General features: G+C 64.3%; 27 protein-coding genes and 1 other RNA gene. 20 read left to right on the forward strand and 8 right to left on the reverse strand.

Translation table 11 applies throughout. The features are described from left to right. The 4 genes from VGQ94_01225 to VGQ94_01240 form a co-directional block, all read right to left on the reverse strand. On the reverse strand, nucleotides 1-437 hold a 437-nt coding region (locus tag VGQ94_01225), incomplete at its 3' end, for a DUF2252 family protein (protein HEV2021128.1). A 132-nt stretch (nucleotides 438-569) separates the two neighbouring features. Then, on the reverse strand, nucleotides 570-731 hold the full coding sequence (locus VGQ94_01230; protein ID HEV2021129.1) for a hypothetical protein: 162 nt from the start codon (nucleotides 729-731) through the stop codon (nucleotides 570-572). Nucleotides 732-1,065: 334 nt separating this feature from the next. Further along, a complete protein-coding gene (locus VGQ94_01235) occupies nucleotides 1,066-2,424 on the reverse strand; it encodes an alpha/beta hydrolase-fold protein (protein ID HEV2021130.1) in 1,359 nt (452 codons plus the stop codon). Nucleotides 2,425-2,466: 42 nt separating this feature from the next. Next, on the reverse strand, nucleotides 2,467-2,616 hold the full coding sequence (locus VGQ94_01240) for a hypothetical protein (GenBank protein ID HEV2021131.1): 150 nt from the start codon (nucleotides 2,614-2,616) through the stop codon (nucleotides 2,467-2,469). A gap of 165 nt (nucleotides 2,617-2,781) precedes the next feature. Between VGQ94_01240 and VGQ94_01245 the strand changes: the two genes are divergently transcribed. The 13 genes from VGQ94_01245 to zapA all read left to right on the forward strand — a co-directional run bounded on the left by VGQ94_01245 (nucleotide 2,782) and on the right by zapA (nucleotide 13,410). Beyond that, complete coding sequence (locus VGQ94_01245; GenBank protein ID HEV2021132.1) at nucleotides 2,782-2,976, forward strand: hypothetical protein; 195 nt, start codon at nucleotides 2,782-2,784, stop codon at nucleotides 2,974-2,976. Nucleotides 2,977-3,111: 135 nt separating this feature from the next. Next, a complete protein-coding gene (rpsU, locus tag VGQ94_01250; protein HEV2021133.1) occupies nucleotides 3,112-3,309 on the forward strand; it encodes a 30S ribosomal protein S21 in 198 nt (65 codons plus the stop codon). A gap of 94 nt (nucleotides 3,310-3,403) precedes the next feature. Continuing rightward, on the forward strand, nucleotides 3,404-3,694 hold the full coding sequence (locus tag VGQ94_01255) for a CxxC-x17-CxxC domain-containing protein (GenBank protein ID HEV2021134.1): 291 nt from the start codon (nucleotides 3,404-3,406) through the stop codon (nucleotides 3,692-3,694). 32 nt (nucleotides 3,695-3,726) lie between these two features. Continuing rightward, nucleotides 3,727-5,175: a tRNA (N(6)-L-threonylcarbamoyladenosine(37)-C(2))-methylthiotransferase MtaB gene (mtaB, locus tag VGQ94_01260; protein HEV2021135.1), complete on the forward strand. Its 1,449-nt coding sequence runs from the start codon at nucleotides 3,727-3,729 to the stop codon at nucleotides 5,173-5,175. A gap of 61 nt (nucleotides 5,176-5,236) precedes the next feature. Then, the gene (gene infC / locus VGQ94_01265; GenBank protein HEV2021136.1) at nucleotides 5,237-5,728 is read left to right on the forward strand and encodes a translation initiation factor IF-3; all 492 of its coding nucleotides are present in this window, start codon (nucleotides 5,237-5,239) and stop codon (nucleotides 5,726-5,728) included. A gap of 60 nt (nucleotides 5,729-5,788) precedes the next feature. Beyond that, nucleotides 5,789-5,983, forward strand: a complete 195-nt coding sequence (rpmI, locus tag VGQ94_01270; protein HEV2021137.1) for a 50S ribosomal protein L35 — start codon at nucleotides 5,789-5,791, stop codon at nucleotides 5,981-5,983. 134 nt (nucleotides 5,984-6,117) lie between these two features. Then, complete coding sequence (gene rplT, locus VGQ94_01275; protein HEV2021138.1) at nucleotides 6,118-6,477, forward strand: 50S ribosomal protein L20; 360 nt, start codon at nucleotides 6,118-6,120, stop codon at nucleotides 6,475-6,477. 114 nt (nucleotides 6,478-6,591) lie between these two features. After that, on the forward strand, nucleotides 6,592-7,839 hold the full coding sequence (gene pheS, locus VGQ94_01280; protein ID HEV2021139.1) for a phenylalanine--tRNA ligase subunit alpha: 1,248 nt from the start codon (nucleotides 6,592-6,594) through the stop codon (nucleotides 7,837-7,839). Further along, nucleotides 7,836-9,911 carry a phenylalanine--tRNA ligase subunit beta gene (gene pheT, locus VGQ94_01285; protein ID HEV2021140.1) on the forward strand — a complete coding sequence of 692 codons (2,076 nt, stop codon included), beginning with the start codon at nucleotides 7,836-7,838 and terminating at the stop codon, nucleotides 9,909-9,911. The genes pheS and pheT overlap by 4 nt, the downstream gene beginning before the upstream one ends. A 64-nt stretch (nucleotides 9,912-9,975) precedes the next feature. Next, the gene (locus VGQ94_01290) at nucleotides 9,976-11,439 is read left to right on the forward strand and encodes a hypothetical protein (GenBank protein ID HEV2021141.1); all 1,464 of its coding nucleotides are present in this window, start codon (nucleotides 9,976-9,978) and stop codon (nucleotides 11,437-11,439) included. 102 nt (nucleotides 11,440-11,541) lie between these two features. After that, entirely contained in the window at nucleotides 11,542-12,666 is a 1,125-nt protein-coding gene (locus VGQ94_01295) for an aminotransferase class I/II-fold pyridoxal phosphate-dependent enzyme (protein HEV2021142.1), read from the forward strand. An 89-nt stretch (nucleotides 12,667-12,755) separates the two neighbouring features. Beyond that, nucleotides 12,756-13,052 carry a hypothetical protein gene (locus VGQ94_01300; GenBank protein ID HEV2021143.1) on the forward strand — a complete coding sequence of 99 codons (297 nt, stop codon included), beginning with the start codon at nucleotides 12,756-12,758 and terminating at the stop codon, nucleotides 13,050-13,052. Nucleotides 13,053-13,101: 49 nt separating this feature from the next. Further along, nucleotides 13,102-13,410 (forward strand): cell division protein ZapA, encoded by a 309-nt coding sequence (gene zapA / locus VGQ94_01305; GenBank protein ID HEV2021144.1) that lies wholly within the window; start codon nucleotides 13,102-13,104, stop codon nucleotides 13,408-13,410. Between the two features lie 87 nt (nucleotides 13,411-13,497). Here zapA and VGQ94_01310 read toward each other — a convergent pair whose 3' ends face one another. Together VGQ94_01310 and VGQ94_01315 are read right to left on the reverse strand one after the other, a co-directional pair. After that, on the reverse strand, nucleotides 13,498-14,964 hold the full coding sequence (locus VGQ94_01310) for a methyltransferase domain-containing protein (protein ID HEV2021145.1): 1,467 nt from the start codon (nucleotides 14,962-14,964) through the stop codon (nucleotides 13,498-13,500). 12 nt (nucleotides 14,965-14,976) lie between these two features. After that, the gene (locus VGQ94_01315; GenBank protein HEV2021146.1) at nucleotides 14,977-15,186 is read right to left on the reverse strand and encodes a hypothetical protein; all 210 of its coding nucleotides are present in this window, start codon (nucleotides 15,184-15,186) and stop codon (nucleotides 14,977-14,979) included. 159 nt (nucleotides 15,187-15,345) lie between these two features. On the opposite strand from VGQ94_01315, the gene ssrS reads away from it, so the two are divergent. The 4 genes from ssrS (at nucleotide 15,346) to VGQ94_01335 (ending at nucleotide 18,508) form a co-directional block, all read left to right on the forward strand. Beyond that, a non-coding RNA gene (gene ssrS, locus VGQ94_01320) (6S RNA) lies at nucleotides 15,346-15,535 on the forward strand. A 33-nt stretch (nucleotides 15,536-15,568) separates the two neighbouring features. Beyond that, entirely contained in the window at nucleotides 15,569-16,381 is an 813-nt protein-coding gene (lgt, locus tag VGQ94_01325; GenBank protein ID HEV2021147.1) for a prolipoprotein diacylglyceryl transferase, read from the forward strand. A gap of 15 nt (nucleotides 16,382-16,396) precedes the next feature. Continuing rightward, nucleotides 16,397-17,383, forward strand: a complete 987-nt coding sequence (locus VGQ94_01330) for an RluA family pseudouridine synthase (protein ID HEV2021148.1) — start codon at nucleotides 16,397-16,399, stop codon at nucleotides 17,381-17,383. A gap of 30 nt (nucleotides 17,384-17,413) precedes the next feature. Further along, on the forward strand, nucleotides 17,414-18,508 hold the full coding sequence (locus tag VGQ94_01335; GenBank protein ID HEV2021149.1) for a VWA domain-containing protein: 1,095 nt from the start codon (nucleotides 17,414-17,416) through the stop codon (nucleotides 18,506-18,508). A gap of 83 nt (nucleotides 18,509-18,591) precedes the next feature. Here VGQ94_01335 and VGQ94_01340 read toward each other — a convergent pair whose 3' ends face one another. Further along, nucleotides 18,592-19,551, reverse strand: a complete 960-nt coding sequence (locus VGQ94_01340) for a VWA domain-containing protein (protein ID HEV2021150.1) — start codon at nucleotides 19,549-19,551, stop codon at nucleotides 18,592-18,594. A gap of 115 nt (nucleotides 19,552-19,666) precedes the next feature. Here VGQ94_01340 and VGQ94_01345 point away from each other — a divergent pair, with 115 nt between their 5' ends. Both VGQ94_01345 and VGQ94_01350 read left to right on the forward strand, forming a co-directional pair. Then, nucleotides 19,667-20,911, forward strand: a complete 1,245-nt coding sequence (locus VGQ94_01345) for a VWA domain-containing protein (GenBank protein ID HEV2021151.1) — start codon at nucleotides 19,667-19,669, stop codon at nucleotides 20,909-20,911. A gap of 202 nt (nucleotides 20,912-21,113) precedes the next feature. Next, on the forward strand, nucleotides 21,114-21,698 hold the full coding sequence (locus VGQ94_01350) for a GTPase domain-containing protein (GenBank protein HEV2021152.1): 585 nt from the start codon (nucleotides 21,114-21,116) through the stop codon (nucleotides 21,696-21,698). 76 nt (nucleotides 21,699-21,774) lie between these two features. On the opposite strand, the gene VGQ94_01355 is transcribed toward VGQ94_01350, so the two are convergent. Then, complete coding sequence (locus tag VGQ94_01355; protein HEV2021153.1) at nucleotides 21,775-23,166, reverse strand: M48 family metallopeptidase; 1,392 nt, start codon at nucleotides 23,164-23,166, stop codon at nucleotides 21,775-21,777. Between the two features lie 241 nt (nucleotides 23,167-23,407). Between VGQ94_01355 and VGQ94_01360 the strand changes: the two genes are divergently transcribed. Then, nucleotides 23,408-23,951, forward strand: a 544-nt coding sequence (locus VGQ94_01360) for an aminotransferase class IV (GenBank protein HEV2021154.1), incomplete at its 3' end; no start/stop codon positions are given.

Here is a 23,951-nt window from a genome sequence, read left to right on the forward strand (position 1 = left end):
CCTGCAGCGCGCCCGGCCAGCACCAGACTCGCGGCGAGCCGCTTGAGGTCCCACTCCCATGGGCCTGGCATAGTCTCATCGAAATCGTTGATGTCGAAGACGAGAGCGCCGGTGGGCGAGGCGAACACGCCCAGGTTGCGCACGTGGGCGTCACCGCAGATCTGAACCTCGATACCGGTCGTGGGCAGCTGTGCCAGATCGAATGCCATCAGCGGCACATTCCCGCGAAAGAATCCGAGCGGCGAAGCCGCCATCCGCGTCCAGCGAATTGGCAATAACTCGGCGATCCGGTCCTCGCTGGCGACGACCAGCAGGTCCACTGCATCGGGACGGTTCTTCGCCGTCTTCCACTCGCACTGATCCACGCGATGCACGACTTGGCGGCGCGACTTACCGAACTCGCGACGTTCGGCAATGGTAGACATCGGAATCGTCATGCGCCGCACATCATACACAGACTGCTCAACTGGAGAGGGTAGGAAGATGGAACAGCAACAAACTTGGGTCCAATTTGGGTCCAATAGCTGCCGAAAACCATGCATTTAGGCCTAAGACGACGCAGAACCAACCTAAAACCCCGCCGCCTGCGGGAACACACGATCGTAGATCCAGCCCGTGAAGATCGTCGCTTCCATGGCGGCCGTCCACGGTTGCGGCAGAGTCGTCATCCACCGGTCCAGCTCCGCGCGGGTGGCCAGAATCGCGCCCTCGGTGTGAACCTGACCGCTCACATCCTTTACGCACTAGCTGATGGTCTTCTTGTGAACATCCAGGCCAATGTAATACGTATGTCCGTGAGGAGCCTCCTTGGCTTGACTCTGAATCAGCAGCCTTGCTGAGTTCAGTTCTTGTACACCAAGCGCTCCTCACTACTTATGCATTCAAACAAACCATCCAAGTGGACGCCTGGCACACTGATATCTTCCGAGTCGGCGACGCCGCCCGCCTATTTCGCACCTGCGACTCCTGCGGCAAGCGGGGCATAGGCAGTGCTAAGAGTAGCCCGTTTATCGCTCTCTGTCTGGATAGCGGGTGCTTACAAAGTACGGCTCAATGGGATGCTGCTTATTTATCCCGAGCACGCGTACCGACGACCGACATCAGAGCATCGGGCAGCGCAAGTTCGAAAGCATAAACCTCGTGGCCGCCTGGCACCTCTCTGTAGTTGAGCGGGTATCCCTTTGCGAGCAGGACGTCTCGCATGTGCCGGTTGGACTGAAGCAAGGTGGGCATGTCCGGAAGTTTTTCACGGTGAAAGCGTTCAAACAGGCCCACCGTGAGGGTGAACCGGAGCGGTAATTGGGGGCTTGCAGCGAATTGCCGGATGATCCACTCCCACTCAAGGTCCTCCTCATCTACCGCCTGGTCTTCCCTTGGGTCCCAGGAGAAATACCCTGATAGCGAGAGAACATTTCCAAAGATTTCGGGATGCCGCAGCGCAGCAAAAGCCGCCGCGAGCCCGCGGGCGCTGAAGCCTCCGACAATCGTCTCGGCAGGATTCGAGGAGACGTGGTAGTGTTCGTGCACCCACGGCATCAGTTCACGAACCAAAAACTCGTTGAAGGCCTCATTGCAGGTCAGTTCAATATTGCGATTTTTCTGGTCTACCATCAAAACAACTAGGGGATGAATGCGGCCAGCCGCCAGGAGGTTTTCGATGATGGTCGCAGTTGGAATCGTCCTGGCGTACGCCCCGCCGTCAAAGAGCACCAAAAGGTCGTAAGGTTTGCCGTCCGCAGTGTAGCCAGGCGGTGTGTAGACCCAGAAGCGGCGTTCGTTGCCGAGAATCTTGCTGCTCAGGTGTTGCACCTCGGTGCGTCCGCTTGGGACATCCGGCCGCGCCCCGAGCCATGCGGGGACAGGAGCCGCGCCGGGAAGTTCCACGAGAGAACTGACCTTATCGCGTTGCTCATAGTGCGTCACGAAGTGGCGCGGATTTAGCGGATCCGGCTGCAACGTGTCCCAGTCCTTGCCCTTGCGCTGATCATAGGGAAGCAGCGAGTCGTTAGGCGAGAGGTAATAAGCGAAGCGGCCGCCTTTGCGGACCGCGTAGGTCTTGAACCAGACGTTAGTGCCCGGCAAATTTACCAACAGGTTTTTCTCCGGTGCTTCGGCGGCGCCGAGAAGATCCGAGAAAAGACCGACGTTTTTGGTTTCCCTCCCGCCACGCCAGAGAAACGTCACGAGGACATGTTTGTCATCGCCTGAAATGGGTTCCACCAGTGGGGCACCTTGCTGCTTGATCTCACTCCAGAAACTGTCGAGCGCGGCCACGTCCCCGGACTCTAATTGCTTCTCCAGAGCGACGACACGCGGACTGCGAATCGGCAATTGGTTGCTGCCCTCTTGTGCGCAGGCAGGCGTCGGAACGCAACAACCTATTAGAAGGAAACCAAATGAAATTGCGATGAACAGCTTTGACATGGCGGGTACCTTCACGGCTCCGTGTGCGACTGATTCTAACGACTATTGCAGGTGCTGGTTGAACCATGCCACGATGCGCTGGATATGGTCGAGGCGGGTGTCGCGGGCGCGATAGACCTCGCCCATCCCACCCGCTTCCGCAGGTGAAAGGATTTCGTAGGGCCCGAGTTTGGTGCCGGAGGTGAGGGCCATCCGCGCGCCATTATAGTTCCCAGGGAAAGGCGTCGCTCACTTGGCGTATTACGGGCTTATCGGAAACTGACCCACTACCGCCGGGGTGCTGAACAACTACAACATCATCAACAACGGGACCGACTTCACCATCAAGCCGGCGCCGCTCAGCATCACGGCAACCTGATGAACCGGGAGAACCTGCGGGTGGATTTGAGCGACGACGGCTTCCTGAACACCGCTGGCGACTTTGTTCCAAATAGTAAGACCATTGGATTCAGTCAGTTCCCGGCGCGCTACCAGCTTTCCTCCCGGTTCCTGTCGCCCACCAAAGCCTACGCGCCGCGGCAGGTGCAGATCGGGCTGCGGCTGACGTTTTGAGGCCGGATTGCGGGGCGGCGAAGGCGCGGGAAGACCGCGAGAAATGGGCCTAAAGTCCACATTAAGTCCTTGACTTGGCTGGAAAAGGCTGCAATAACTAGGCGTCCTACCGGAATAGTTTGGGGGTGGTTTTACTTGGCAGAAGTGAGATTGCAGGAGGGCGAGTCCCTGGAGAACGCCCTTCGCCGCTTCAAGCGCAAAGTCCAGCAAGAGGACATCATCAAGGAGGTCAAGCGTCACTCCTATTACCTCAAGCCGGGCGAGAAATCGCGCCTGAAGCAGGCTCTGGCACGCAAGCGCAACCGGAAGAAGGCGCGCCGGGACCAGGAATAACGGGAGGGGAGGCGTCCGCGCCCGCGGACGCCTCCCGCCAGTCTCAGGATTCCCAGGGGTGGGGGTTGGGGGGATGGAGTTCCAAGATAAGGTCTTGAAGTGCGTGGACTGCGGGGCCGACTTCATTTTCACCGCCGGCGAGCAGCTCTTCTTCCACGACAAGCAGTTCAAGAACGAGCCTAAACGCTGCAAGGCCTGCAAGAACAAGCGGGCTACGGGTGTGGGCGCTTCCGGCGGCACGCACTCCAAGGTGGAGACCCAGGCCGTATGCTCGCAGTGCGGGAAAGAAACCACCGTACCCTTCAAGCCCACTCAGGGGCGTCCGGTGTTCTGCCGCGAGTGCTTCCAACATCGCAGGACCGTGCCCACCCAGGCTCAGGCCTGAGTTCAGCTTTCTTCCGGTCCTATAATCACTCCGTGGGGACCTTCTATCTGCAAAACTTCGGATGCCGAGCCACGCAGGCGGATGGCGCCGCGCTGGAGCGCCAGATGCTGGAACGCGGGCTGGCACGCGCTGCCGCTCCCCAAGACGCCGGCGTGGTGGTCCTGAACACCTGCACTGTGACCGAATCGGCGGACCGGGACGTGCGCGCCGCCATCCGGCGCATCCATCGCGAGAATCCCCAGTGCCGAATCCTGGTGACCGGCTGCTACGCGCAGCGCGCGCCCCAGGAACTGGCGGCGCTGCCCGGCGTGCGCTGGGTGGTTGGCAACTCCCACAAGCATCAGGTGGCGGAGGTTCTCGCTCCCTCAGCGGGAAGCTTCGTTCCAGTTGGCGCGCTGTCTGCGTCTTCAGATCACCCGATTACTGGAACACTCGATTCCCAGATCCTCGTCGGCGACATCTTCGCTTTTGCTCACACCGAGCTGCTGGCCGCTCCGGTGTTCGCGGCCGAGACCGCGTCGGAGAAGACACGTCCCAACCTGAAGGTGCAGGACGGCTGCGACAACCGCTGCTCGTTCTGCATCATCCCGGCGGTGCGCGGGCAGAGCCGGTCGCTGGCGCGCGCCGAGGCGCTGCGCGAGGTGCGGGCACTGGTGGCGGCCGGATATCGCGAAGTGGTGCTCTCGGGTATCAACCTGGGGCGCTGGGGGCGCGACTTCCCCAAGCCGGAGCGCTTCGAGGACCTGGTGCGGGCCGTCCTGGAGGAAACGGGGTTGGAGAGGCTGCGGCTGAGCTCGGTCGAGCCCATGGACTGGACGGAGGAGTTGATCGACCTGGTGGCAAACGAGCCGCGCATCGCCAAGCACGCGCATCTGCCGCTGCAGTCGGGCTTGGACCACATCCTGCGTGCCATGCACCGCAAGTACCGGCCCTGGCACTACCGCGAGCGAGTGGAGAAGATCCGCCGGGCGATGCCGCTGGCCGCCATCGGCGCGGATGTGATGGTGGGCTTCCCCGGGGAGACGGATGCGCTGTTCGAAGAGAGCCGGGCATTCATCGCTTCCCTGCCCTTCACCTACCTGCACGTCTTCACCTACTCGTCGCGCCCGGGGACGCCCTCGGCTGCGATGTCCGGGCAGGTCCCGGTGCAGGTGGCGCGGGAGCGCAACCGCATCCTGCGGGAGCTGGCGGCGGAGAAGAACCGGGCGTTCCGCGAGTCGCTGGTGGGGCGGAGGCTCGACGCCATCACGCTCGACCGCGGCGACGGTGAATCCACCGAGGCCCTGACCGATAACTACCTGAAGATGCGACTGCTGGGGAGCCATAAGGCCAATCGCTGGGCCCTGGTGCGGGTAACAGGGGTCTCCGCGGATGGCTTGACGGCGTGTATCGACCGCCCGGCAGAAAAGGCCTACCGCAGAGAGCGCGGAGGGAACGCGGAGGCCGCTGAGAGGCGGGCCGGCGCGGTCCCCGTGTTATAATTTTGATTCTTTTTTCGCCCGCAGGTTCCCGGAGGACGGTATCGACAAGCGATTTATCCGCATGAACGAGCGCATCCGCGCGCGCGAAGTACGCGTGATCGGCGATGATGGAGAACAGCTCGGGATCATGCCGCCCTTCGAGGCGCTGAAGGCGGCCCGGGCCAAGAGCCTCGACCTGGTAGAGATCTCCCCCACGGCCAACCCTCCGGTGTGCCGCATCCTGGATTATGGGAAGTACCTCTACGACCTGGAGAAGAAGGAGCGCTCCGCCAGGAAGCACCAGAAGGTCATCGTCCTCAAGGAAGTGAAGTTCAGCATCAACGTGGACGAGCATGACTACGAGTTCAAGAAGAACAACGTGATCCGCTTCCTCTCCGATGGCGACAAGGTGAAAGCCAGCCTGCGCTTCCGGGGGCGGGAGATGAGCCACCGCGACCTGGGGCGCGGCGTGATCGAACGCCTGATCAAGGACGTGGGCGACAAAGGAATCGTCGAGTTCCAGCCGCGCATGGAAGGCAATACGCTGCACGCGATCCTGGCGCCGAAGAAATAGTACTCAGTACCTAGTACTCAGTACTCAGTACTCAGTTCTCAGTTCTCAGAGGAAAGACAAATGCCGAAATTGAAGACACACAAGGGCGCGGCCAAGCGCTTCCGCAAGACCGCCAGTGGGCGGGTGAAGCGCGGGCACGCGTTCACGCGCCACATCCTGACCTCGAAGGGAACCAAGCAGAAGCGCCATTTGGACAAGAACACCATGGTCTCGAAAGCCGACCAGGCCAAGATCAAGCGGATGATTCCGTATTAGCAGTTAGCATTCAACCGTCAGCGCTAGTCGCTGACCAAGCGCGTGAAGAGGCTCCGGGATCGTCCCTGCCTCCAGCCGCTGAATGAACCGCAGAGACGTTGTTCGCAACGTCTCTCTTGAAAAAAGGAGACGAAATGCCCCGCGTAAAACGTGGAACCAAGCGCCGCGCGCACCGCAAGAAGATCCTCAAGCGCGCCAGCGGCTACTTCCTGACCAAATCCAAGCTGCACCGTTCCGCCAAAGAATCGGTGGAGCGGGCGCTGAAGTTCGCCTACAGCGGCCGGCGGCAGAAGAAGCGCCAGTTCCGCTCGCTGTGGATCGTGCGCATCGGCGCCGCTGCCCGCCAGCACGGGATGAGCTACAGCCAGTTCATCCACGGGCTGAAGAAGAGCGGGGTGGAGCTCGACCGCAAGATCCTGGCCGACCTGGCGGTGAAGGACCCGGCGGCGTTCTCCAGCCTGGCCCAGCAAGCCAAAACGGCAGGGGCGGCGTAAACCCTGTAAAGTAGCGCCGGCTTCCAGCCGGCTGTGTCGAGGGCGTCCCGCCCTCGGACCCCGGTGGGCGAGACGCCCACGCGACAGCCGCCGGGACGGCGGCGCACGGCGGATATGTACACCGTTCCAAAACTCGACAACTACTCCCAGGGGTCGCTGGAAAAAGCGTTCGCCGACCTGCGCGCTGCCTTCGACTCAGAAGCGCAGGCACCGCTCGACGAGGCGGGAGGCAAGGCCTTCCGCGACCGCTGGCTGGGACGCAAGAGCGGCATCCTCACACAAGTCAACGACCAGTGGCTGAAGGCGGCGCCGGCAGAGGCGAAGCGCGAGGTCGGGCGGCGGCTGAATGAGCTGAAGCCGCATGTAGAGAGCACTGTTCAGAAGGCGTTAACTAGGGCGAAGCTGCGTAGCCTTCCTGCAATCGTACGCGAAGCCAATGTCGACGCTTGGATTGCTGAGGCCGAGAAGGCAATCGCCCGAAAGGAAGACCTCTCTTTGGAGCTTGGAAGTGACCTTGGCGAGCACTGGCAGGACGCCATGGAGAAACATCTCGCAGCCGACAAGCTCGACGTCACTCTGCCCGGCATCCGCCGACCACTGGGGGCGGAGCATCCCATCCTCCGCACCATGAATGAGATCGTCGCGGTCTTCCGCGCCATGGGGTACTCCATCGGCGAAGGGCCGGAGATCGAGACCGACTACTACAATTTCGAGGCGCTGAACTTTCCGCCCAACCATCCCGCGCGCGACAGTCAGGACACGCTGTTCGTGGCCGGGCAGGAGCAGAAGCCGCTGCGCGAGCGGCTGCTGTTGCGCACACACACCTCTCCGGTACAGATCCGCACCATGGAGAAGCAGCCGCCGCCGGTGCGCATCGTCATCCCGGGGAAGGTCTACCGGCACGACACGCCGGACGCCAGCCACTCGCCGCTCTTCCATCAGGTAGAAGGGCTGGCGGTGGATACGGGAATCACCTTTTCGGACCTCAAGGGCACGCTCGACCACGCCATGAAGGCGCTGTTCGGCTCGAGCGTGAAGACGCGCTTCTTCCCGTCGTTCTTCCCCTTCACCGAGCCCAGCGCCGACGTGGCCATCACCTGCTTCAAGTGCAACGGCAAGGGACGGATCGGAGAAACGCCCTGCCGGATGTGCAAGATGAGCGGATGGATCGAGCTTCTGGGCTCGGGCATGGTGGACCCGGCGGTCTTCGGATTTGTGAAGGCGAACGGCTACGACCCGGAGAAGATCTCCGGCTTCGCCTTCGGCATGGGCGTGGACCGCATCGCCATGATGAAGTACGAGATCGACGACATCTCGCTGCTCTTCCAGGGGGACGTGCGGTTCTTGGAGCAGTTCGCATGAAGATCTCTCCCACATGGCTGCGCGAGTTTGTTGCCCTGAAGGCGGCGCCGGCGACGCTCGCCGAGGAGCTGACGCGGGCGGGGCTGGCTCCGGAATCCATCGAGGGCGAGGGCGAGCAGGCGGTGATGGACCTCGAGATCACCACCAACCGCGTGGACGCCATGAACCACTACGGCGTGGCGCGGGAGTGCGCTGCTATCTACGACCTCGACCTGAAGCCCATCCAGCCGAAGCTGCCCGCGACCAAAGACAAAGCCAAGTTCGCCATCCAGATCGAGGATCGGGAGGGCTGCGCGCGGTACACGGCGCGCATCGTGCGCGGGGTGACCGTCAAGCCGTCGCCGGCCCATATTGCGCAGCGCCTGGAACTTTGTGGCGCAAGACCCATCAACAACGCCGCCGACGCCACCAACTACAACCTGATGGAGATGGGCCACCCCACGCACGCCTTCGACCTCGACCTGCTGGAGGGCGGCAGGATCATCGTGCGCCGGGCCAAGGAGGGCGAGCGGCTGAAGACGCTCGACGGGGCGGAGCGCAAGCTGTCATCCGAAGACCTGGTGATCGCGGACGGGAAGAAAGCCGTGGCCATAGCCGGGGTGATCGGCGGCTTCGACACCATGATCACCGAGCGCACCAAGAACGTGCTGATCGAATCGGCGTGGTTCGACCCGGTGACGGTGCGCAAGACGGCGCGGCGGCATGGGTTGCACACCGACGCCTCGCACCGCTTCGAGCGCGGCGCCGACTTTGCCGCGACGCCCCTGGCGTGCGCGCGCGTGGCACAGCTGATTCTCGAGACGGGCGGCGGGACGCTCGAAGGCGGAGAGATCGACGCCGTGGCGCGGCGCATCGCGCGCCCGGCGGTGTGGCTGCGCCACTCACAGGTCAAGCGCATCCTCGGTCAGGCGATCCCGGAGCGCGAGGTGCGGCGCATCCTCGACCGGCTGGGATTCACCACCACGCCGAGCCGCGGGCCGAAAGTATCCGCCGCGAAGAAAGCGAAGAAAGCCGCCGCCGAGCCGGGGCTGATAGTCGAGCTGCCCACGTGGCGGCTGGACGTGGAGCGCGAGATCGACCTCATCGAAGAGATTGCGCGCATCTACGGCTATGACCGCTTCCCCAACACTCTGCCGGCGTTCTCCGGAGCGGTAGTCGAGCTGCCGGACGCGGCAAAAGACGCGCGCCTGAGAGCCGCGCTGCTGGGGCTGGGCTATCACGAAGCCATCTCGCTGAGCTTCATCACGCGGGCGGATGCCGAGGCTTTCTCCAGCGCGAAGCCGGTGGAACTGGCCAATCCCATCAGCGAAGAAGCCACCACGATGCGCACGTCGCTGGTCCCGGGGATGCTGGGGATGCTGGCGTGGAACCTGAACCGGGGGACGGGGAGCGTAAGGCTGTTCGAGAGCGGCAACGTCTATTTGCTGGCGGGCGCAAAAACGGAAGAGCGCAAGACCTTGTGCCTGGGAGCGACGGGCGAGGCGCATCCGGCATCGCCGCACGAGGCCGCGCGGGCGTACGGGTTCTTCGACCTGAAGGGCGACGTGGAGGTCCTGCTCGAGGCCTTCCCTCATTCCGATGTTTCCTACGACGCGCAGGCCGGCCCGGCCTACCATCCCGGGCGCTCGGCGCGGGCGGTGCTGGGGGGCGCGACGGTGGCGCGCTTCGGGCAGATCCATCCGGAGATGGCCACCGCGCGCAAGCTGCGCCAGGATGTCTTCGTCGCGGAGATCCACCTCGACCAACTCTACCGGCAGGCGCTGCGCGAGCCGCGCTACCAGGCCATCCCGCGCTTCCCGGCGGTGGAGCGCGACTTCTCATTCTTTTTCGACGGGGCCACCCGCTTCGCCGAGATCCGCAGCGCCATCGCGGCGCTGGGGCTGAAGGAGCTGGCCAGCGTGCGTCCGGCGGAAGTCCTCCCCGGGGGCGCGGCGCCGACGGGAAAGTATTCGATGCTCGTGCGCGCCACCTTCCAGTCGTCGGAGCGCACCTTGCGCGACGACGAAGTGGCCGGGTGGTCGGCGACGATCGTGCAGGCGCTCCAGGGATTGGGCGGGAAGCTGCGGGCTTAGCGTCTGGCGTCTTGGCTGCGGTTCCACGGCGGAGATAGACTACGAAGCGTAACAGGACACAGAGATGAGTTCGAACAGGGAAGTGTCCGCCTGGAAGCGCCGGCTGCTGTGGCTGATCTTTTTCGGCAGCTTCGGCTTCGCCGGCGGAGGCGCCTTCCTGCTCTTCGGCATGGTCCCGCTGGAGCACAGGCTGGCGGTCAGCGGCTGGTCGCAGCCGGATATCGACCAGACGCTCTCCTTCGTAGTCTATGGATGGGTGCTGTTCTCGTTTCTGGCGGCGACGGTGTACTCGCACCTCACGTTGCAATCGGCGCGGCCGATTGCGGCGGTTTCGCTGGCCGGGTTGATGGCGCTGGCCGCCAGCTTCGTCTTCCACGAGTTCCTGCACGGCAAGTCCTTGATGATGGCCGGACGGACAGCCAAGATCGAGGAGGTTTCGCAGCGCTTCAGCTTCGGCCCCTATCCCGACAAGGACGAACTCAAGTTGCTGAAAGAACAAGGCTACGACGGGATCATCAGCCTGCTGCATCCCGTTATCCCCTTTGAAGAGGTCCTGCTGGAGGAGGAGAAGAAGAACGGAGCGGAATTGGGCCTGAAGGTCTACTCCTTCCCTATGCTGCCCTGGATCTCGGAGAACAAGGCGGCGCTCGCCGGCATCCAGAAACTGATCCAGCAGTCCAACGAGCGCTACTACGTGCACTGCTACCTGGGACAGCACCGCGCCAACCTGGTGCGGCGCATGGCGGGCTACGGCAGCTCGGCGGAGGAGGCGGGTGAGAATCACGAGCTGCCCGACCACCTGGAGCGCGGCCAACTCTTCAGCTACGAGGGCACGCGCATCGTGGTGGGCCCCTTCCCCAGCGACGAGGAATGGTTCGGGATCATCCTGCGGCACGGCATCCGCGAAGTGGTCTCCACGCTCAACCCGAACAACCCCGAGGAACGCGGGATGATCGGCAAGATGAAACAGATCAGCCAGGACTACAACTTCGTCCTGACCGAGCGGCCGCTCGACCGCACGGCGCCAGACCCGGGAGCCGTCCAGCGGCTGGCCGAGTATCTCAAGAAAGATGACCGCAAGGTGTACGTGGTGGGCTCCCAGGCCGACAATTGGGCGTTGGAGCTGGACAAGGCGCTGGGTGGCCGCGAGGCCCTGATCGCTTCTCCCCTCGGCCAGGACATGTTCACGCGCGGCCCGCTGATGACAGTGAACGACTCGGTGGTGCTGGGGCCGTATCCGACCGACGCGGAAGTGGAAGTGCTGAAAAAGGCCGGGGTGCGGGCCGTGGTCTCGTTGCTGGACAACGACCAGACCGAGTGGATCGCCAAGGAAGCGCGCTGGGCCCAGGAGAACCACTTCGTGTTGAAGCGCTTCCCGCTCAAGCCCAGCGAAGTCACGCGGGGGAAGCTGGAGGACATCTCAGTCTACTTGTTCAACCAGCCGGGGCTGACCTACGTGCATACCTTCCGCAGCGACAACACCCTGCGCGAGCTCCAACGCACCATGCGGCGCATGATTCGCGAATAGAGGGTCCGCGAGTAGCGCGACCTTCCTGTTTGTCAGCTCAATACTGGCGCGAGGACAGCTTCCGTCCTACAATTCCCCGGACTTTTCCTGGAGGCCGCTGCCATGTCCGTATCCCGCCGAAACTTTCTTCGCAATGTTGGGTTCGGAGCCGTGGCCGCGGGCGCCGTCTCGGCGCTGCCGCTGGGCGAATCGCTGCTGTTCGCCGAGCCGCCGCGCGCGGCCCAGCCGGGCGGGCCCATCCTGCTCAACTCCAACGAGAACGCCTACGGCACCTTCCCCAGCGTGCATGCCGCCATGCAGCGGGCCCTCGAGGAGAGCAACCGCTATCCCGAGGACGACCGCTTCGTCGAGCGCGTGGCCGCGCTGCACAAGGTGAAGGCGGAGCAGGTGCTGGCGGGCTGCGGCTCGGGGGAGATCCTGAAGATCGCGGCCAGCGCCTTTACCGGGCCGGGGAAGAAACTGGTGCAGGCCTCGCCTACGTTCGAGGCTCTGGGGGCGTACGCGCGCTCGGTGGGGGCGGAGGTGGTACGCGTCCCGCTGGACAAGAACTCGGCTCATGACCTGGACGCCATGCTGGCGGCCTGCGGCTCCGGCGCCGGGCTGGTCTACATCTGCAATCCCAACAACCCCACCGCCAGCCTTACGCCGCGCAGCGACCTGGAAACCTTCCTCAAGAAGCTGCCGGCGGGGGTGGTGGTGCTGATGGACGAGGCCTACCACCACTTCGTGGACTCGCCCGAGTACACCAGCTTCCTCGACCGGCCGGTGGAGAGCGAGCAGATGCTGGTGGCGCGGACGTTCTCCAAGGTCTATGGCCTGGCGGGAGCGCGGCTAGGATACAGCGTGGCGCCGCTCAAGGTGACGGAAGCCATGCGTCCCCACCGACTTTTCGACAGCGGCAACCAGATGGTGCTGCACGGGGCGATAGCGGCGCTCGAGGACTCGGCCGCCATGCACGCCGCAGCCAAGCGCAATGCAGACGACCGGGCCGAGTTCGTGCGGCAGGCACAGGCGAGGAAGGTGTCGCTCGTCCCTTCGCAGGCCAACTTCGTGATGATGCACACGGGGCGGCCGGTGCGCGAGGTGATCGCGCACTTCCGCTCGCAGAACATCCTTGTAGGGCGGCCGTTCCCGCCCATGGAGACCTATCTGCGGGTCTCGCTGGGGCGGCCGGCGGAGATGCAGGCCTTCTGGAAGGCGTGGGGCCAGATGCCGCGCATCCAGTAGCGCGGCGCAACATTCTTTCCACAGGATTCTGGGTTATACTGCGCTCGCGGTCGGAAAGAATTCTTAAGCACTGAGGAAGAACCGCCATCATGGCAGTCAAGGCGATCCGCGAGTCCGCTGCCCCCATCCGCGCCGATGATTTCAACTCCCTGGAACAGAAGGTCTATCGCGCCATCGAATCGCTGAAGGTGGCGCGCGCGGCCAAGGAAGCCGCGGAGCGCGATGTGGCCAGGGTACGGCAGCAAATGGCCGATCGCGCCGACGAACTGGGCTCGCTGCGGCACGAGATGGTCGCCCTGCGGCGCGAACGCGAAGAGGTCCGCAGCCGGATGGAGAAGCTGCTCAAGCAGATTGAAGCCTTGACGGCGGACGAAAGCGGGCGATAATCAACCGAGGCGCGTCCCCGAATCCCATTCGGGGCGGCCGGAGGAGCCGGTGGCCAAGTCGAACGACGATAGCGTGCGCGTCGAGATCTACGATCAAACCTACAACCTGCGCGGCTCCGATCCGCAATACATCAAGAAGCTGGCCGATTTCGTGGACGGCAGGATGCGCACCGTGGCGCAGCAAACCGCGACCGTGGATTCCCTGCGGCTGGCGGTGCTGGCGGCGCTCAACATCGCAGACGAATACCACATCCTCAAGCGCAAGTACGACGACATCGCCGGCGACTTCGATCAGCGCGCCCGCGAGCTCTCCAGCGCCCTCGACGAGGCCTTGCAGGACGTACGCCGGGCGGGATAGTCCCCTTCAACCGGCGCTACTTCTTGAAAACGTTGTGGGACTGTCGCCGATTGGAGAGCGAGAGGGCGATGAGAAGGTCGCGGAGCATCAGGCGCGGACGCTCCGGCGCAGGAGGTAGAGGCGGCGATGCGTGCCCTCGAGCTGCTGCGAGCGCACGATCTCGAAGTGGGCGCGGCAGGCGTTTTCAAACACCTGCTGGTTGAGGTCGCGATGCAGATGCTCACGGCCGCGGGTGAGGCGGCGGAACATGGAGTCCTGCGGGTCCACGTACTCGGCGACCACGAGGTTGGTGGAGAGCTCGGCGGCGAGCGCGAGGATCTCGGCCAGCGGGATGCGCTCGGTGACCAGCATGTGGTGGATGACGGCGAGCATCAGCACGGCGTCAAAGCCGCCGCGGGCGCGCTCCAGGAAGCCGGGGCACTCGCGGGTGCGCCATCCTGTCGGGGGCGTGGGCCGCGCCAGGTTGACCACCAGCGGCAGGATGTCCAGCTTCTCGTTGTGAGCGTTGCGCCAGATCTCGCCTGCGACCACCGGGTCGGAGTCCACGGCGACGACGCTCGCGCTCGAGCGCGCGGCCAGAGCGCTGAAATGTCCGGTGTTGGCGCCGACGTCCAAGACCCGCCGGGGCTGAAATTCCTTGAGCGCGGCGTCCACGAACGCCTGCTTGGCGGCGAAGTGTTCGCGGGAGTAGTTGTTGTCTGCGGCCATGTATTCGGACCAAGTCGAATGCTTCCCTGCCCGCGGCGCGACCCTGGCCAGCGACTTGCGCAGGCCGCGCAAAAGCGAGCGCAGGATGTAGCGCGCCTTCTCGGTATCCGCGAGCAGCTTTTTCTGGTAGACGCTGTGATCATCAGGATCCTGCCGCGCTCCCAACCAGGTGGGCAGCGTGACCAGGGTAAGGAAGGGCGAGCGAAGTTTGCGCAGCGCGCCGCACATGCGGTAGACGTCCTCGGGCTCGAGACCGTCGCGGCGGCCCAGGAGCGACTGGTCGAGCGGCAGGCCGAGGCGTTCCGCTGCAGCGACCGGCAGCAGGAAGGTGCGCACAAACTGCGCATAGGGCAGCCAGGTGGCGTCGCCGGGCTCACGCCGCTCCACCGAGAGCACGTCGACGAAGACCGGGCGGCTGCCGAGGAAGAGGACGTTGTAGGGCGTGCCGTCCTTCAGTCCCAGGCTTTCTTCCAGCAGGGCTTCGGCCAAGTCGAGGGTGAGAGCGGCGGCGGCGTGCAGCATCTCCGGCGGCCACTCGTAGGGGAACGAGGGGAACGGCACGCGCTCGTGCTCGAGGAAGGTGGCGCCCGGAAAACCGGCGCGCAGCGACTGCGATTCAACGGCGCCGATGGCTTCGGTGAGCTGCTCGGCGCTCAAGACTTCTGTCCGCACCAGATTGCCGGACTCGGCGAACTTGCGCGCGGCGGCGGAAGCAAGGAAGGCGTTGAGATCGGCTGCGCCCTCCGGGAGCACGGCGCGCACGATGTGCCCGGGAAAGCGGAAGAGCTGTCCCGCAGGATCGCGGAAGGAGGCAGCAGGCGCGCTTTGAGGGACAAGCGGGCTCATGCCGCCGCGTCCTTACTCTTCGTCTTTTTCAATCTTCTTCTTGGAGATGAAGTGGAAGAGGAGCTTGCGGAAGTAGAAGCCGGCGCCGATGAAGGCCGCGACCAGCGTCTGCCAGAGCAGCGCCCCGGAGCCGGGATCGGTGTAAGCGTAGGCCCGAGGCTCGGTCAGCAAGACAAGAATCACAGCCAGGGCCGCGCACCACATCCAACGAACCACGCGCATCGAACCTCTCCTCCACCCTCCGCTCGAAATGCCGGACGGGACATTTTACCGCGAGGGCGGGTCCGGCGCTCGGTAGAACTCCAGCAAGCGCGATGCCAACTATTTTCGCCGAAAGGCTTGCCATTCACAGGGGAATTCTCCTAGCATCGGCCTCGAAGAGCTGGCCTGCAAAGTTTGTGCTGGCTGGGAACCGTTTTTTGAACCAACATTTAACGAACGGGAGCCTGACTCGATCGGCCCGGTGTGCAATGTTCCGCCACGCGGAAATGCCTAAAGGGCCGCGGAGGGCACCCACCGTCTAGCGACGGGTTCATGAAACGGCCCTACCTCACGGCCCCGCGGGTCGGCTTTTTCCTTTTGCACTGGTAAAATATCCAGCAGCGTGCTTCCCGTCCTTTTCCACCTCCGCACCGCTTGGTTCGACTTCGGCGTGCCCACCTATGGCGTTATGGCGGCGCTGGGGCTGATTGTCGGCCTCTCCATCAACGTCCGGCTGGCGCGGAGCCAGGGCATTGATCCGGACAGAGCCTGGAACCTGGGCATCTACGCCATCCTCACTGGAGTCCTGGGGGCGAAGATCCTGTTCGTGCTGCAGGACTGGGACCACTACTCGACCCATCCTGGGGAGATCTTCAGCCTGGCCACCCTGCAGGCGGGCGGCATCTGGTACGGCGGGCTGCTGGGAGCGCTCGCCGTCTCCGTCTGGTATGTCCGCCACCACCGGCTGCCGGTGCTCAAGACCTGCGACGCCTTCGCTCCCGGGGTGGCCCTAGGACACGCCTTCGGGCGCCTGGGCTGCTTCGCCGCCGGTTGCTGCTACGGCAAGCACACCGACCTGCCCTGGGGCGTGATCTTCACCAATCCCATCGCTAACCAGGTGGTGGGGACGCCGCTGGGCATCCCGCTGCATCCCACGCAGATCTATGAGTTCCTGGTGGAGCTGGCAAACTTCTTCATCCTGCTCTGGCTGTTCAAGCACAAGAAGTTCGACGGCCAAGTGATCGGCGCGTACCTGTTCCTCTACGGCTTCGCCCGCTACTTCCTGGAGTTCCTGCGCGACGACCCGGGACGGGGCACGGTCTTCGGCGGCGCGATGAGCGGATCCCAATTCATTTCCATCCTCATGGTGATCGTGGGCGGCGCCTTGTGGATGCGGCGCGCGGGAGCGCCCGCCGCGGCCCCCGCTGCGCGATAATCCTTCTTCCCTGCCATGCAGGAAACCAAGCACCCAACCCGGCTGCGGGTAGCGCCGGAAGAAGCCGGCCGCCGGCTCGACCAGTTCCTCGCGGCGCAGCTCGTCGAGGTCAGCCGGGCGCGCGTGCAGCAACTCATCCAGCAGGGCAAGGTCGAAGTGGACGGCGCGGCGGCGAAGGCATCGCTGCGGCTGAAGGGGAATGAGACGATCACGCTGCTGGGGCCGCTCGAGGTCCCGCCGCTGCGCGCGATTCCCGAAGACATCCCGCTGGATGTCGTCTACGAAGACGATTCCCTGGCCGTGGTGTCTAAACCGGCAGGGATGATGGTGCACGCGAGCGCAGGGCGGGCGGACGAGGCGCGGAATCGCGGCACGCTGGTCAACGCGCTGCTGCACCACTTCGCGGCGCTTTCCGCGGTGGGCGGCGAGATGCGTCCGGGGATCGTGCACCGCCTGGACAAGCAGACCAGCGGATTGATGGTGGTGGCCAAGGACGACGTCGCGCACCGCAAGCTGGCGGCTCAGTTCGCCGCGCGCGAGGTCCACAAGAAATATGTGGCCCTGGTGCACGGCTGGGTAAAGCGAGACGAGGGCACGGTGGAGCAGGCCATCGCCCGCGACCGCATCCGGCGGACGCGCATGACCACCCGCCGCTCCGGCGGGCGCGCGGCGCTCTCCCGCTACCGGGTGCGGGAGCGACTGGAGACTCCTTGGGGAAAGTTTTCCCTGGTGGAAGTGACCATCGCCACCGGGCGGACGCACCAGATCCGCGTGCACCTGGCCTCGCTGGGGCATCCTGTGGTGGGCGACGCGCTCTACGGCGCGCCCCGGCAACTACGCAGCCGCGACGGCAAGAGCCAGCGGCCGACCCTGGAGCGGAACTTCCTGCACGCGGCGGCGCTCGAGTTCACGCACCCGCGCAGCGGAAAGGCGCTTTCGTTTTCGCAGCCGCTCCCGGCGGAGCTGGAAGGATTCCTGAAGCGCTTGCGCGCGCCAGAGTGATTCGAAGGCGGATATAATGGGGATTCAGCGATGAAAGTTTCCTGCATCTTGCTGTTGCTCAGTGCGGCGGCGCTGGCAGCGCCGGCGCTGGCCCAGAATGAGCTGCCCTCGGCGCCCTCGGCGGTGAAGCAGCCTCCGCCGCCAGCCCCTCCGCCGCCGACCCCGCAGCCGGATCCGTCGAAAGCCAACGCTCCGGCCGGGAGCAAGACCGAAGCCCAGCCTGCTTTGAAAGACGCGGCGAGCCCGCCTGCGGCTCCCGCTTCCGAGACTAAGAGCGAAGGCCCGGAGCTGGAGACCATCCGGAAGCGGGTGGACGAGGTGAACGTGGTGTTCACGGTCACCGACAAGCGCAAGCGCTTCGTGAAGAACCTGTCGGAGTTCGACTTCAAGGTGATGGACGACGGGCGGCCGCCGCAATCGCTGGTCCACTTCCGCCGGGAGACCGACCTGCCGCTGCGGGTGGCGCTGCTAGTGGACGCCTCCAGTTCCGTCCGCGAGCGTTTCAAATTCGAGCAGGAGGCCTCTATCGAGTTCTTCAGCCAGATCATCCGGCGGAAGTTCGACAAGGCCATGGTGGTGGGCTTCGACAGCACGTCGGAGGTGACGCAGGACTTCACCGACCAGACCGAGCTATTGGGAAAAGGGGTGCAGATGCTGCGGCCAGGCGGGGGCACGGCGCTGTACGACGCGCTCTACTTCGCCTGCCGGGACAAGCTGGCCAAGACCGACGCGGGGCTGACGGTGCGGCGGGCGGTCGTGCTGCTCTCCGACGGCGAGGACAACCAGAGCCACTCCACGCGCGAGGAAGCCATCGAGATGGCGCTGCGCGCCGAGGTGGTGGTGTACGCCATCAGCACCAACGTCAGCAGCGGCGCGCGCCCCGGCGACAAGGAGCTGGAGCGCATCGCGGAGGCCACCGGCGGCCGCGTCTTCTTCCCCTTCCACATCGAGGACGTGGCCAACTACTTCTCCGAGATCCAGGACGAGCTGCGCAGCCAGTACGCCATCGCCTACAAGCCGGCCGCCTTCGCCTTCGACGGCCGCTTCCGCACCATCGACATCAGCACCCTGGACAAGAAGTTCAAGGTCCGCTCCCGCAAGGGCTATTACGCGCCGGCGCAGTAAGGCGGACGCGTACCCCGACCGGGGCTAAAGCCCTTCCATTCAGGGAAGCTCTCTTCGCGGGCCTGAAGGCCCGCGCTCCCACCTCACTGCTGGGAGCGGGCGTAGTAGCCGCGGCGGGCCTGGATCTTGTATCCCTTGTGGGATTTAATCTCGATCTTGCGGAAGCTGCCGTCGTGCTGGGTGTTGGTGGAGGTATAGCCGATGTTGTACTGGCTGCGCAACTCGTTGGAGATCTGGTCGAAAGCCTCTTTCAGCTTCTCTGGGTTGCTGCCGACGTCGATGACCCGGCCGCCGGTTTCGGTAGTGAGCTTCTTCACCAACCCATCGCCCTGGAAAGCCCATTGCTGGGAACGATCTTCGACCAGCAGCACGTAGCAGATGACGTCCGCTTTCTGGGCGGCTTCGGTGGCGGCTGCCAGGTCCACCCTGCTGCCGTTCTCTCCGCCGTCGGTGAGCAGGATCATGGCCTTGCGCCCCGTCTCCTGCGCCAACTGCTCGCGGGCAGCCAGGTAGACGGCGTCATACAGTTTGGTAGCACCGCGCGAGCCCTGGGTGGGCACCGGGTTGCCGCCCACGCCCCCCATATCCACCTCCGCGCCACCGATGCGAGCCTTGCGCATGCCTTCGCGCAACTGGCGTGTGTCGGAGGTGTAGTCCTGCAACAGGTCCACATTCGAGTCAAAGCTGATGAGGAAGGCGATGTCCTTCTGGGTCATGACCTGGCGAAGAAACGAGGCGCCAATCTCCTGCTCCATGCCCAGGACACGCTGCTGGCTGGGGCTGGTGTCCAGCAGGATGCCCATGGTGAGGGGCTGGTTGGACTCGGCGGAGAAGTACTTGATGGTCTGGGGGCCCCCGTCTTCGGAGAGTTCGAAGTCATCCTTCAGCAGGCCGGGGATGAGGGCGCCGTGGCTGTCCTTAACGTTGAAGAAGACGTTGACCACGTCCACGTTGACTTTGAAGGTTTCCGTCCCCTGGTCGTCCTTCTGCGGGGGAGGATTCTGCGCCGAAGCGGCTAGGACGAAGGCCAGCACTGCCGTCACCGCGAACTTCCTTTTGCTTTTCAGGAACACTTTTGAAACCCCCGGGTGGTTTAGACTATCTTAGATGCTGGGAGCGCGAGTTGGGACAGGCTCGCCACCCGGAAAAGGACAGGCCATGCGGAAACGGGGCGGGAAGCTGGCTGGAGTGTTGATGGCGCTCAGCCTGGGCGCGTGGCTGGCGGCTCAGGAAGTGCCGGATGCACCCTCGGCTACCAAGCGTCCGGAGCCGGAGAAGCAGGCCTCGCCGCTGCCGCCGCCTTCCGAGGCGCCTCCTGCCAAGCCCATCCCGCGGCCGGAGATAGCCGCTCCCGAGTCAACCAATCCCCAAGCGCCGCCCATGGTGATGACCACCACCCCGGCGGGCAGCCGGGCGGAGGGCACCGCCGGCAACCGGGAAGAGATGTTCAAGCTGTCCGTGACTTTGAACTTCATCATCGTTCCGGTCACGGTCAAGGACGGCAGCGACCGCCTGGTAGACGGGCTGCTGCGCAAGGATTTTACCGTCTATGAGGACGGGGTGATGCAGCCCTTGAAGCTGTTCACCAGCGATCCCTTCCCGCTCTCCGCGGCGGTGGTGCTGGACCTGGGCGTGCCCGACGTGGTGATGCGCAAGGTGAACGAGACGCTGCCCAGCCTGGTGGGGGCCTTCAGCGCCTATGACGAGGTTTCGCTGTACACCTTCGGCAACAGCGTGGAGCAGCGCCTGGACTATAGCGTGGCGGACGACAAGTTCTCGGCGGCGCTGAAGCGCGAGCGCCGGCCAGGCCGCCAGGGCGGCGTGCCGGTGACCAGCGGGCCGATGGCGGCGGGGCCCAGCGTCAACGGCGTCCCCTTCGACCCGGGCGCCCCACACGTCTCCACGGCGCGGCGGGAGTCGAAGGTGCTGAACGACGCCATCCTGGCGGCGGCGCTGGATCTGGCGCGCCGCGACCGCAACCGCCGCAAGATCCTGTTCGTCATCAGCGACGGCAGCGAGTACGGCAGCCGCGCCAGCTATGGCGAGGTGCTGAAAGTGCTGCTCTCCCACGAGATCTCCGTCTACGCCATCAACGTGGACTCCGCGGCCATCCCGGGCGTCCGCACGCTGGAGGGCATCCACATCCCGCGCATGGGCTACGGCAACCTCCTTCCTCGGTACGCCTCGGCCACGGGAGGGCAGATCTTCCAGGAATTCTCTCAGGACTCCATCGAGCAGGCCTACGCCAAGGTGACCGAGGTGGCACGCAACCAGTACACCCTGGGCTACACCACCCGGGCGACCGCCGCCAACACCTATCGCAGCATCGAGGTCAAGGTGCGCCGGGGCGGCCTGCGGGTGTTTGCCAAGAACGGCTACTACCCGCTGCCCCCTACGCGGTAGTGCATTCCCTTCTTCACGACTTTGGTAACTTCCAAAGTGACCGAAGTCTGCGAAGCAACAGCACTTTGAGCTAGAATCCATACAAGGCTGCGGCGGCTTGTGATATAAGACCAAGTCCCGGCCGTACCCGGCACAAAAGGGTCGGAATCCCCGCGCGCCACGCCCAGCCCGGCACGTCGCGGCGCGCCCGATTGAGGAAAGCTTGAGCTTCATCAACTTCGCCGCCCGCGAAATCAACTGCAAAATTGTCTACTACGGAGCCGGACTGGGCGGCAAAACCACCAATCTGCAGGTGATCTTCGACAAGACCGGGGACAAGCAGAAGGGCAAGATGATCTCCCTGGCCACGGAGAGCGACCGCACCCTGTTCTTCGACTTCCTGCCGCTGGACCTGGGCACGGTGCGCGGCTTCAAGACCCGCTTCCACCTGTACACCGTCCCGGGACAGGTGTTCTACGACGCCAGCCGCAAACTGATCCTGCGCGGAGTGGACGGGGTGGTGTTCGTCGCCGACTCCCAGGAAGACCGCATGGACGCCAACGTCGAGGCGCTCCAGAACCTCGACGACAATCTCAAAGAACACGGCTACGACTTCGCCAAAATCCCCTACGTGCTGCAGCTCAACAAACGCGACCTACCCAACATCCTGCCCGTGGACAACCTGAAAAAAGAACTGGTCAAGAAGGGCGAGCCGGTCTTCGAGGCCGTGGCCTATAGCGGGGTGGGCGTCTTCGAGACGCTGAAAGAGGTCGCTCGCCAGGTGCTGGTAGAGCTGAAAAAGGGGTAGGCCCATATCCTCTCGCAGGGCATGACCTGCAACCCTTTCCCATAAGCAGAAGACGTAGCAGCTAGGTCCTTACAAACTACTTCAGGCGCAAGCTGCGCAGCATCTTCTCAAAGGCCGGGCGCATCTGGTCGAAGTCTTTTTCGGGAGAGACGAAGACCAGGTAGAACAGCGAGCCGTCCTTGCGCTCTAGGGTGACCAGCCAGTCGCGCTCGCGCTGCGTGCCCCCGCCCGCGGCGCGGATGGGCGAGGTTCCGATGAAGTCCACCGACTTGCCCGGGATGCCGCTCACCCGGATGTCCTCGTCGTGCCCCACGGCCTTCAGGTTGGCATCCGACCGGTGCACGGACTCCATCAACTGATGGGTGGCGTCGTCGAGCGACGCGCGGCCCTTGGGCTGATAAACGTTGATGATTACGCCGTAGGCGGTGGCGTCCTCCGCGACCCCGGCCCGGGGCGCGATCCTCACGGCTGAGGTGTTATCGCCGGAAACCTGCCAGTTCTCGGGATAAAAGATGGTGTAGGCGTCGTGCTCCAGGCTCTTGTAGTCAGAGCTGGGCGTGATCTCGCTGGAAGGCGCGCCGCTCATGGTCCCGCCCGCCTGCCGTTGTTGCGCCGCGAGCTCCTGGGAAGTGGGCAACCTCATCCCTGCCACGGTGCTCTTGATGCTGCGGAACTCGGCGCTATCCGTCTGGAACTGCTTGGTGGGCAGTGTCCTCACTTCCTTGGAGACGGAGGCTGCGCGGTCGCCGGGATTGGGATGGTCGCTGAAGAACTGGGTCCCGCGTGAGCTACTTCCGCCGCCTTGCTTTCCCAGCCTCTCGAAGAAGACGGCCATCTGCTGAGGGTCGTAGCCGCTGTCGTACATGATGTCGGCGCCCACCAGGTCCGCCTCCGACTCCGCCTTGCGCGAGTTCCTGAGGAAATACGAGCCCGCGCCGAAGGAGATGCCCAACTGCACCAGCTGCGCGCCAATGCCCCGGCCCATCAGCCCGCCCAGGATGGTGAGCGGCGCCTGCGCCATCATCTGCTTGGTGGCCGACGAGGTGGCGTGGCGCATCACCACGTGCGAAATCTCATGCGACATCACGCCCGCCAGTTGCGCCTCGTTCTCCGCCGCCTGGATGGTGCCCAGGTTCACGTACACCGGCCCGCCGGGCAGTGCGAAGGCGTTGATCTCCTTCTGGTTGACCACCTTGAAGGTGTAGGGATACTGCTGCCCCGGGGCGTGGGAGGCCAACTGGGCCCCCAGTCCTTGCACGTAGCGGGCGACCGGGTCGGAGTCGTTGAGGAGGGGGAGCTTCTTCTCGACGTCGGCGGCGGCTTCCCTGCCCACCTGCACCTCCTGGTCGCGCGAGAACAGGTTCCATCCGGGGTTGGCCTGGTAGCGCGCCTCGAGCAGTTGCGGCGCCACCATCAGAACCATCATGGCCGCGGCCACCCCGCGCACCCACACCGAACGTAGTCTCATCGCTTCCTCCTGGGTCTCGACCGTCCCTCGGTTAGATGCGCGCTTCCGGGCAAACCGGTTGAACTTTCCCAAGTCCAAGGGCGCGATTGTATGCCCGCGTGGTCGGGGGAGTCAGATGCCACGGAGCCTCTGGAAAACTGTCGATTGACGTTGGGAACGGTCGGGTATAATCGAGCTGCGCCCGGGCCCTTTAAGGAAAAAATGCTCGTACGCTGAACCCATCCTGTGGAGGAGCGTCCACATGGCGATCAAAAAGTCGGAGAAGATCTGGCACAACGGGAAACTGATTCCGTGGGACGACGCCAAGATCCACGTGATGTCGCACGTGGTGAACTACGGCTCGGCGGTGTTCGAGGGCATCCGCTGCTACGCCCAGCCCAAGGGTCCGGCCATCTTCCGGGCGGCGGAGCACGCCCAGCGACTGCTGAACTCGGCAAAGATCTACCGCATCGAGACCGACTTCACCCGCGACGACCTGGTGGCGGGCATGGTCGAACTGGTGAAAGCCAACGGCATCTGGCCGTGCTACCTGCGTCCCATCATCCTGCGGGGATACGGCGAGGCGGGAGTGAACCCCTTCAACTCGCCCACCGAGGTTTACATCGCCAACTATGAGTGGGGAAAGTACCTGGGGCACGGGGACGAGGAGGGCGTGGACGTGTGCGTCTCCTCCTGGAGCCGGCTGGCGCCCAACACCATGCCCGCCATGTCCAAGTCGGGCGCGAACTACATGAACTCGCAGCTCATCAAGATGGAGGCCATCCTGAACGGGTACGTCGAGGGCA

The organism is Terriglobales bacterium (assembly GCA_035937135.1).
In the GTDB taxonomy this organism is placed as follows: Bacteria; Acidobacteriota; Terriglobia; order Terriglobales; family Acidobacteriaceae; genus DASYVL01.

Coding starts and splice junctions, on each gene's coding strand:
- pheS (HEV2021139.1), top strand. CDS start 6,592: ATGTACACCGTTCCAAAACTCGACAACTACTCCCAGGGGTCGCTGGAA.
- VGQ94_01330 (HEV2021148.1), top strand. CDS start 16,397: ATGCAGGAAACCAAGCACCCAACCCGGCTGCGGGTAGCGCCGGAAGAA.
- VGQ94_01345 (HEV2021151.1), top strand. CDS start 19,667: ATGCGGAAACGGGGCGGGAAGCTGGCTGGAGTGTTGATGGCGCTCAGC.
- VGQ94_01245 (HEV2021132.1), top strand. CDS start 2,782: ATGAACCGGGAGAACCTGCGGGTGGATTTGAGCGACGACGGCTTCCTG.
- VGQ94_01290 (HEV2021141.1), top strand. CDS start 9,976: ATGAGTTCGAACAGGGAAGTGTCCGCCTGGAAGCGCCGGCTGCTGTGG.
- VGQ94_01315 (HEV2021146.1), bottom strand. CDS start 15,186: ATGCGCGTGGTTCGTTGGATGTGGTGCGCGGCCCTGGCTGTGATTCTT.
- VGQ94_01355 (HEV2021153.1), bottom strand. CDS start 23,166: ATGAGACTACGTTCGGTGTGGGTGCGCGGGGTGGCCGCGGCCATGATG.
- VGQ94_01295 (HEV2021142.1), top strand. CDS start 11,542: ATGTCCGTATCCCGCCGAAACTTTCTTCGCAATGTTGGGTTCGGAGCC.
- VGQ94_01335 (HEV2021149.1), top strand. CDS start 17,414: ATGAAAGTTTCCTGCATCTTGCTGTTGCTCAGTGCGGCGGCGCTGGCA.
- VGQ94_01300 (HEV2021143.1), top strand. CDS start 12,756: ATGGCAGTCAAGGCGATCCGCGAGTCCGCTGCCCCCATCCGCGCCGAT.
- VGQ94_01235 (HEV2021130.1), bottom strand. CDS start 2,424: ATGTCAAAGCTGTTCATCGCAATTTCATTTGGTTTCCTTCTAATAGGT.
- rpmI (HEV2021137.1), top strand. CDS start 5,789: ATGCCGAAATTGAAGACACACAAGGGCGCGGCCAAGCGCTTCCGCAAG.
- rplT (HEV2021138.1), top strand. CDS start 6,118: ATGCCCCGCGTAAAACGTGGAACCAAGCGCCGCGCGCACCGCAAGAAG.
- VGQ94_01240 (HEV2021131.1), bottom strand. CDS start 2,616: ATGGCCCTCACCTCCGGCACCAAACTCGGGCCCTACGAAATCCTTTCA.
- infC (HEV2021136.1), top strand. CDS start 5,237: ATGAACGAGCGCATCCGCGCGCGCGAAGTACGCGTGATCGGCGATGAT.
- pheT (HEV2021140.1), top strand. CDS start 7,836: ATGAAGATCTCTCCCACATGGCTGCGCGAGTTTGTTGCCCTGAAGGCG.
- VGQ94_01310 (HEV2021145.1), bottom strand. CDS start 14,964: ATGAGCCCGCTTGTCCCTCAAAGCGCGCCTGCTGCCTCCTTCCGCGAT.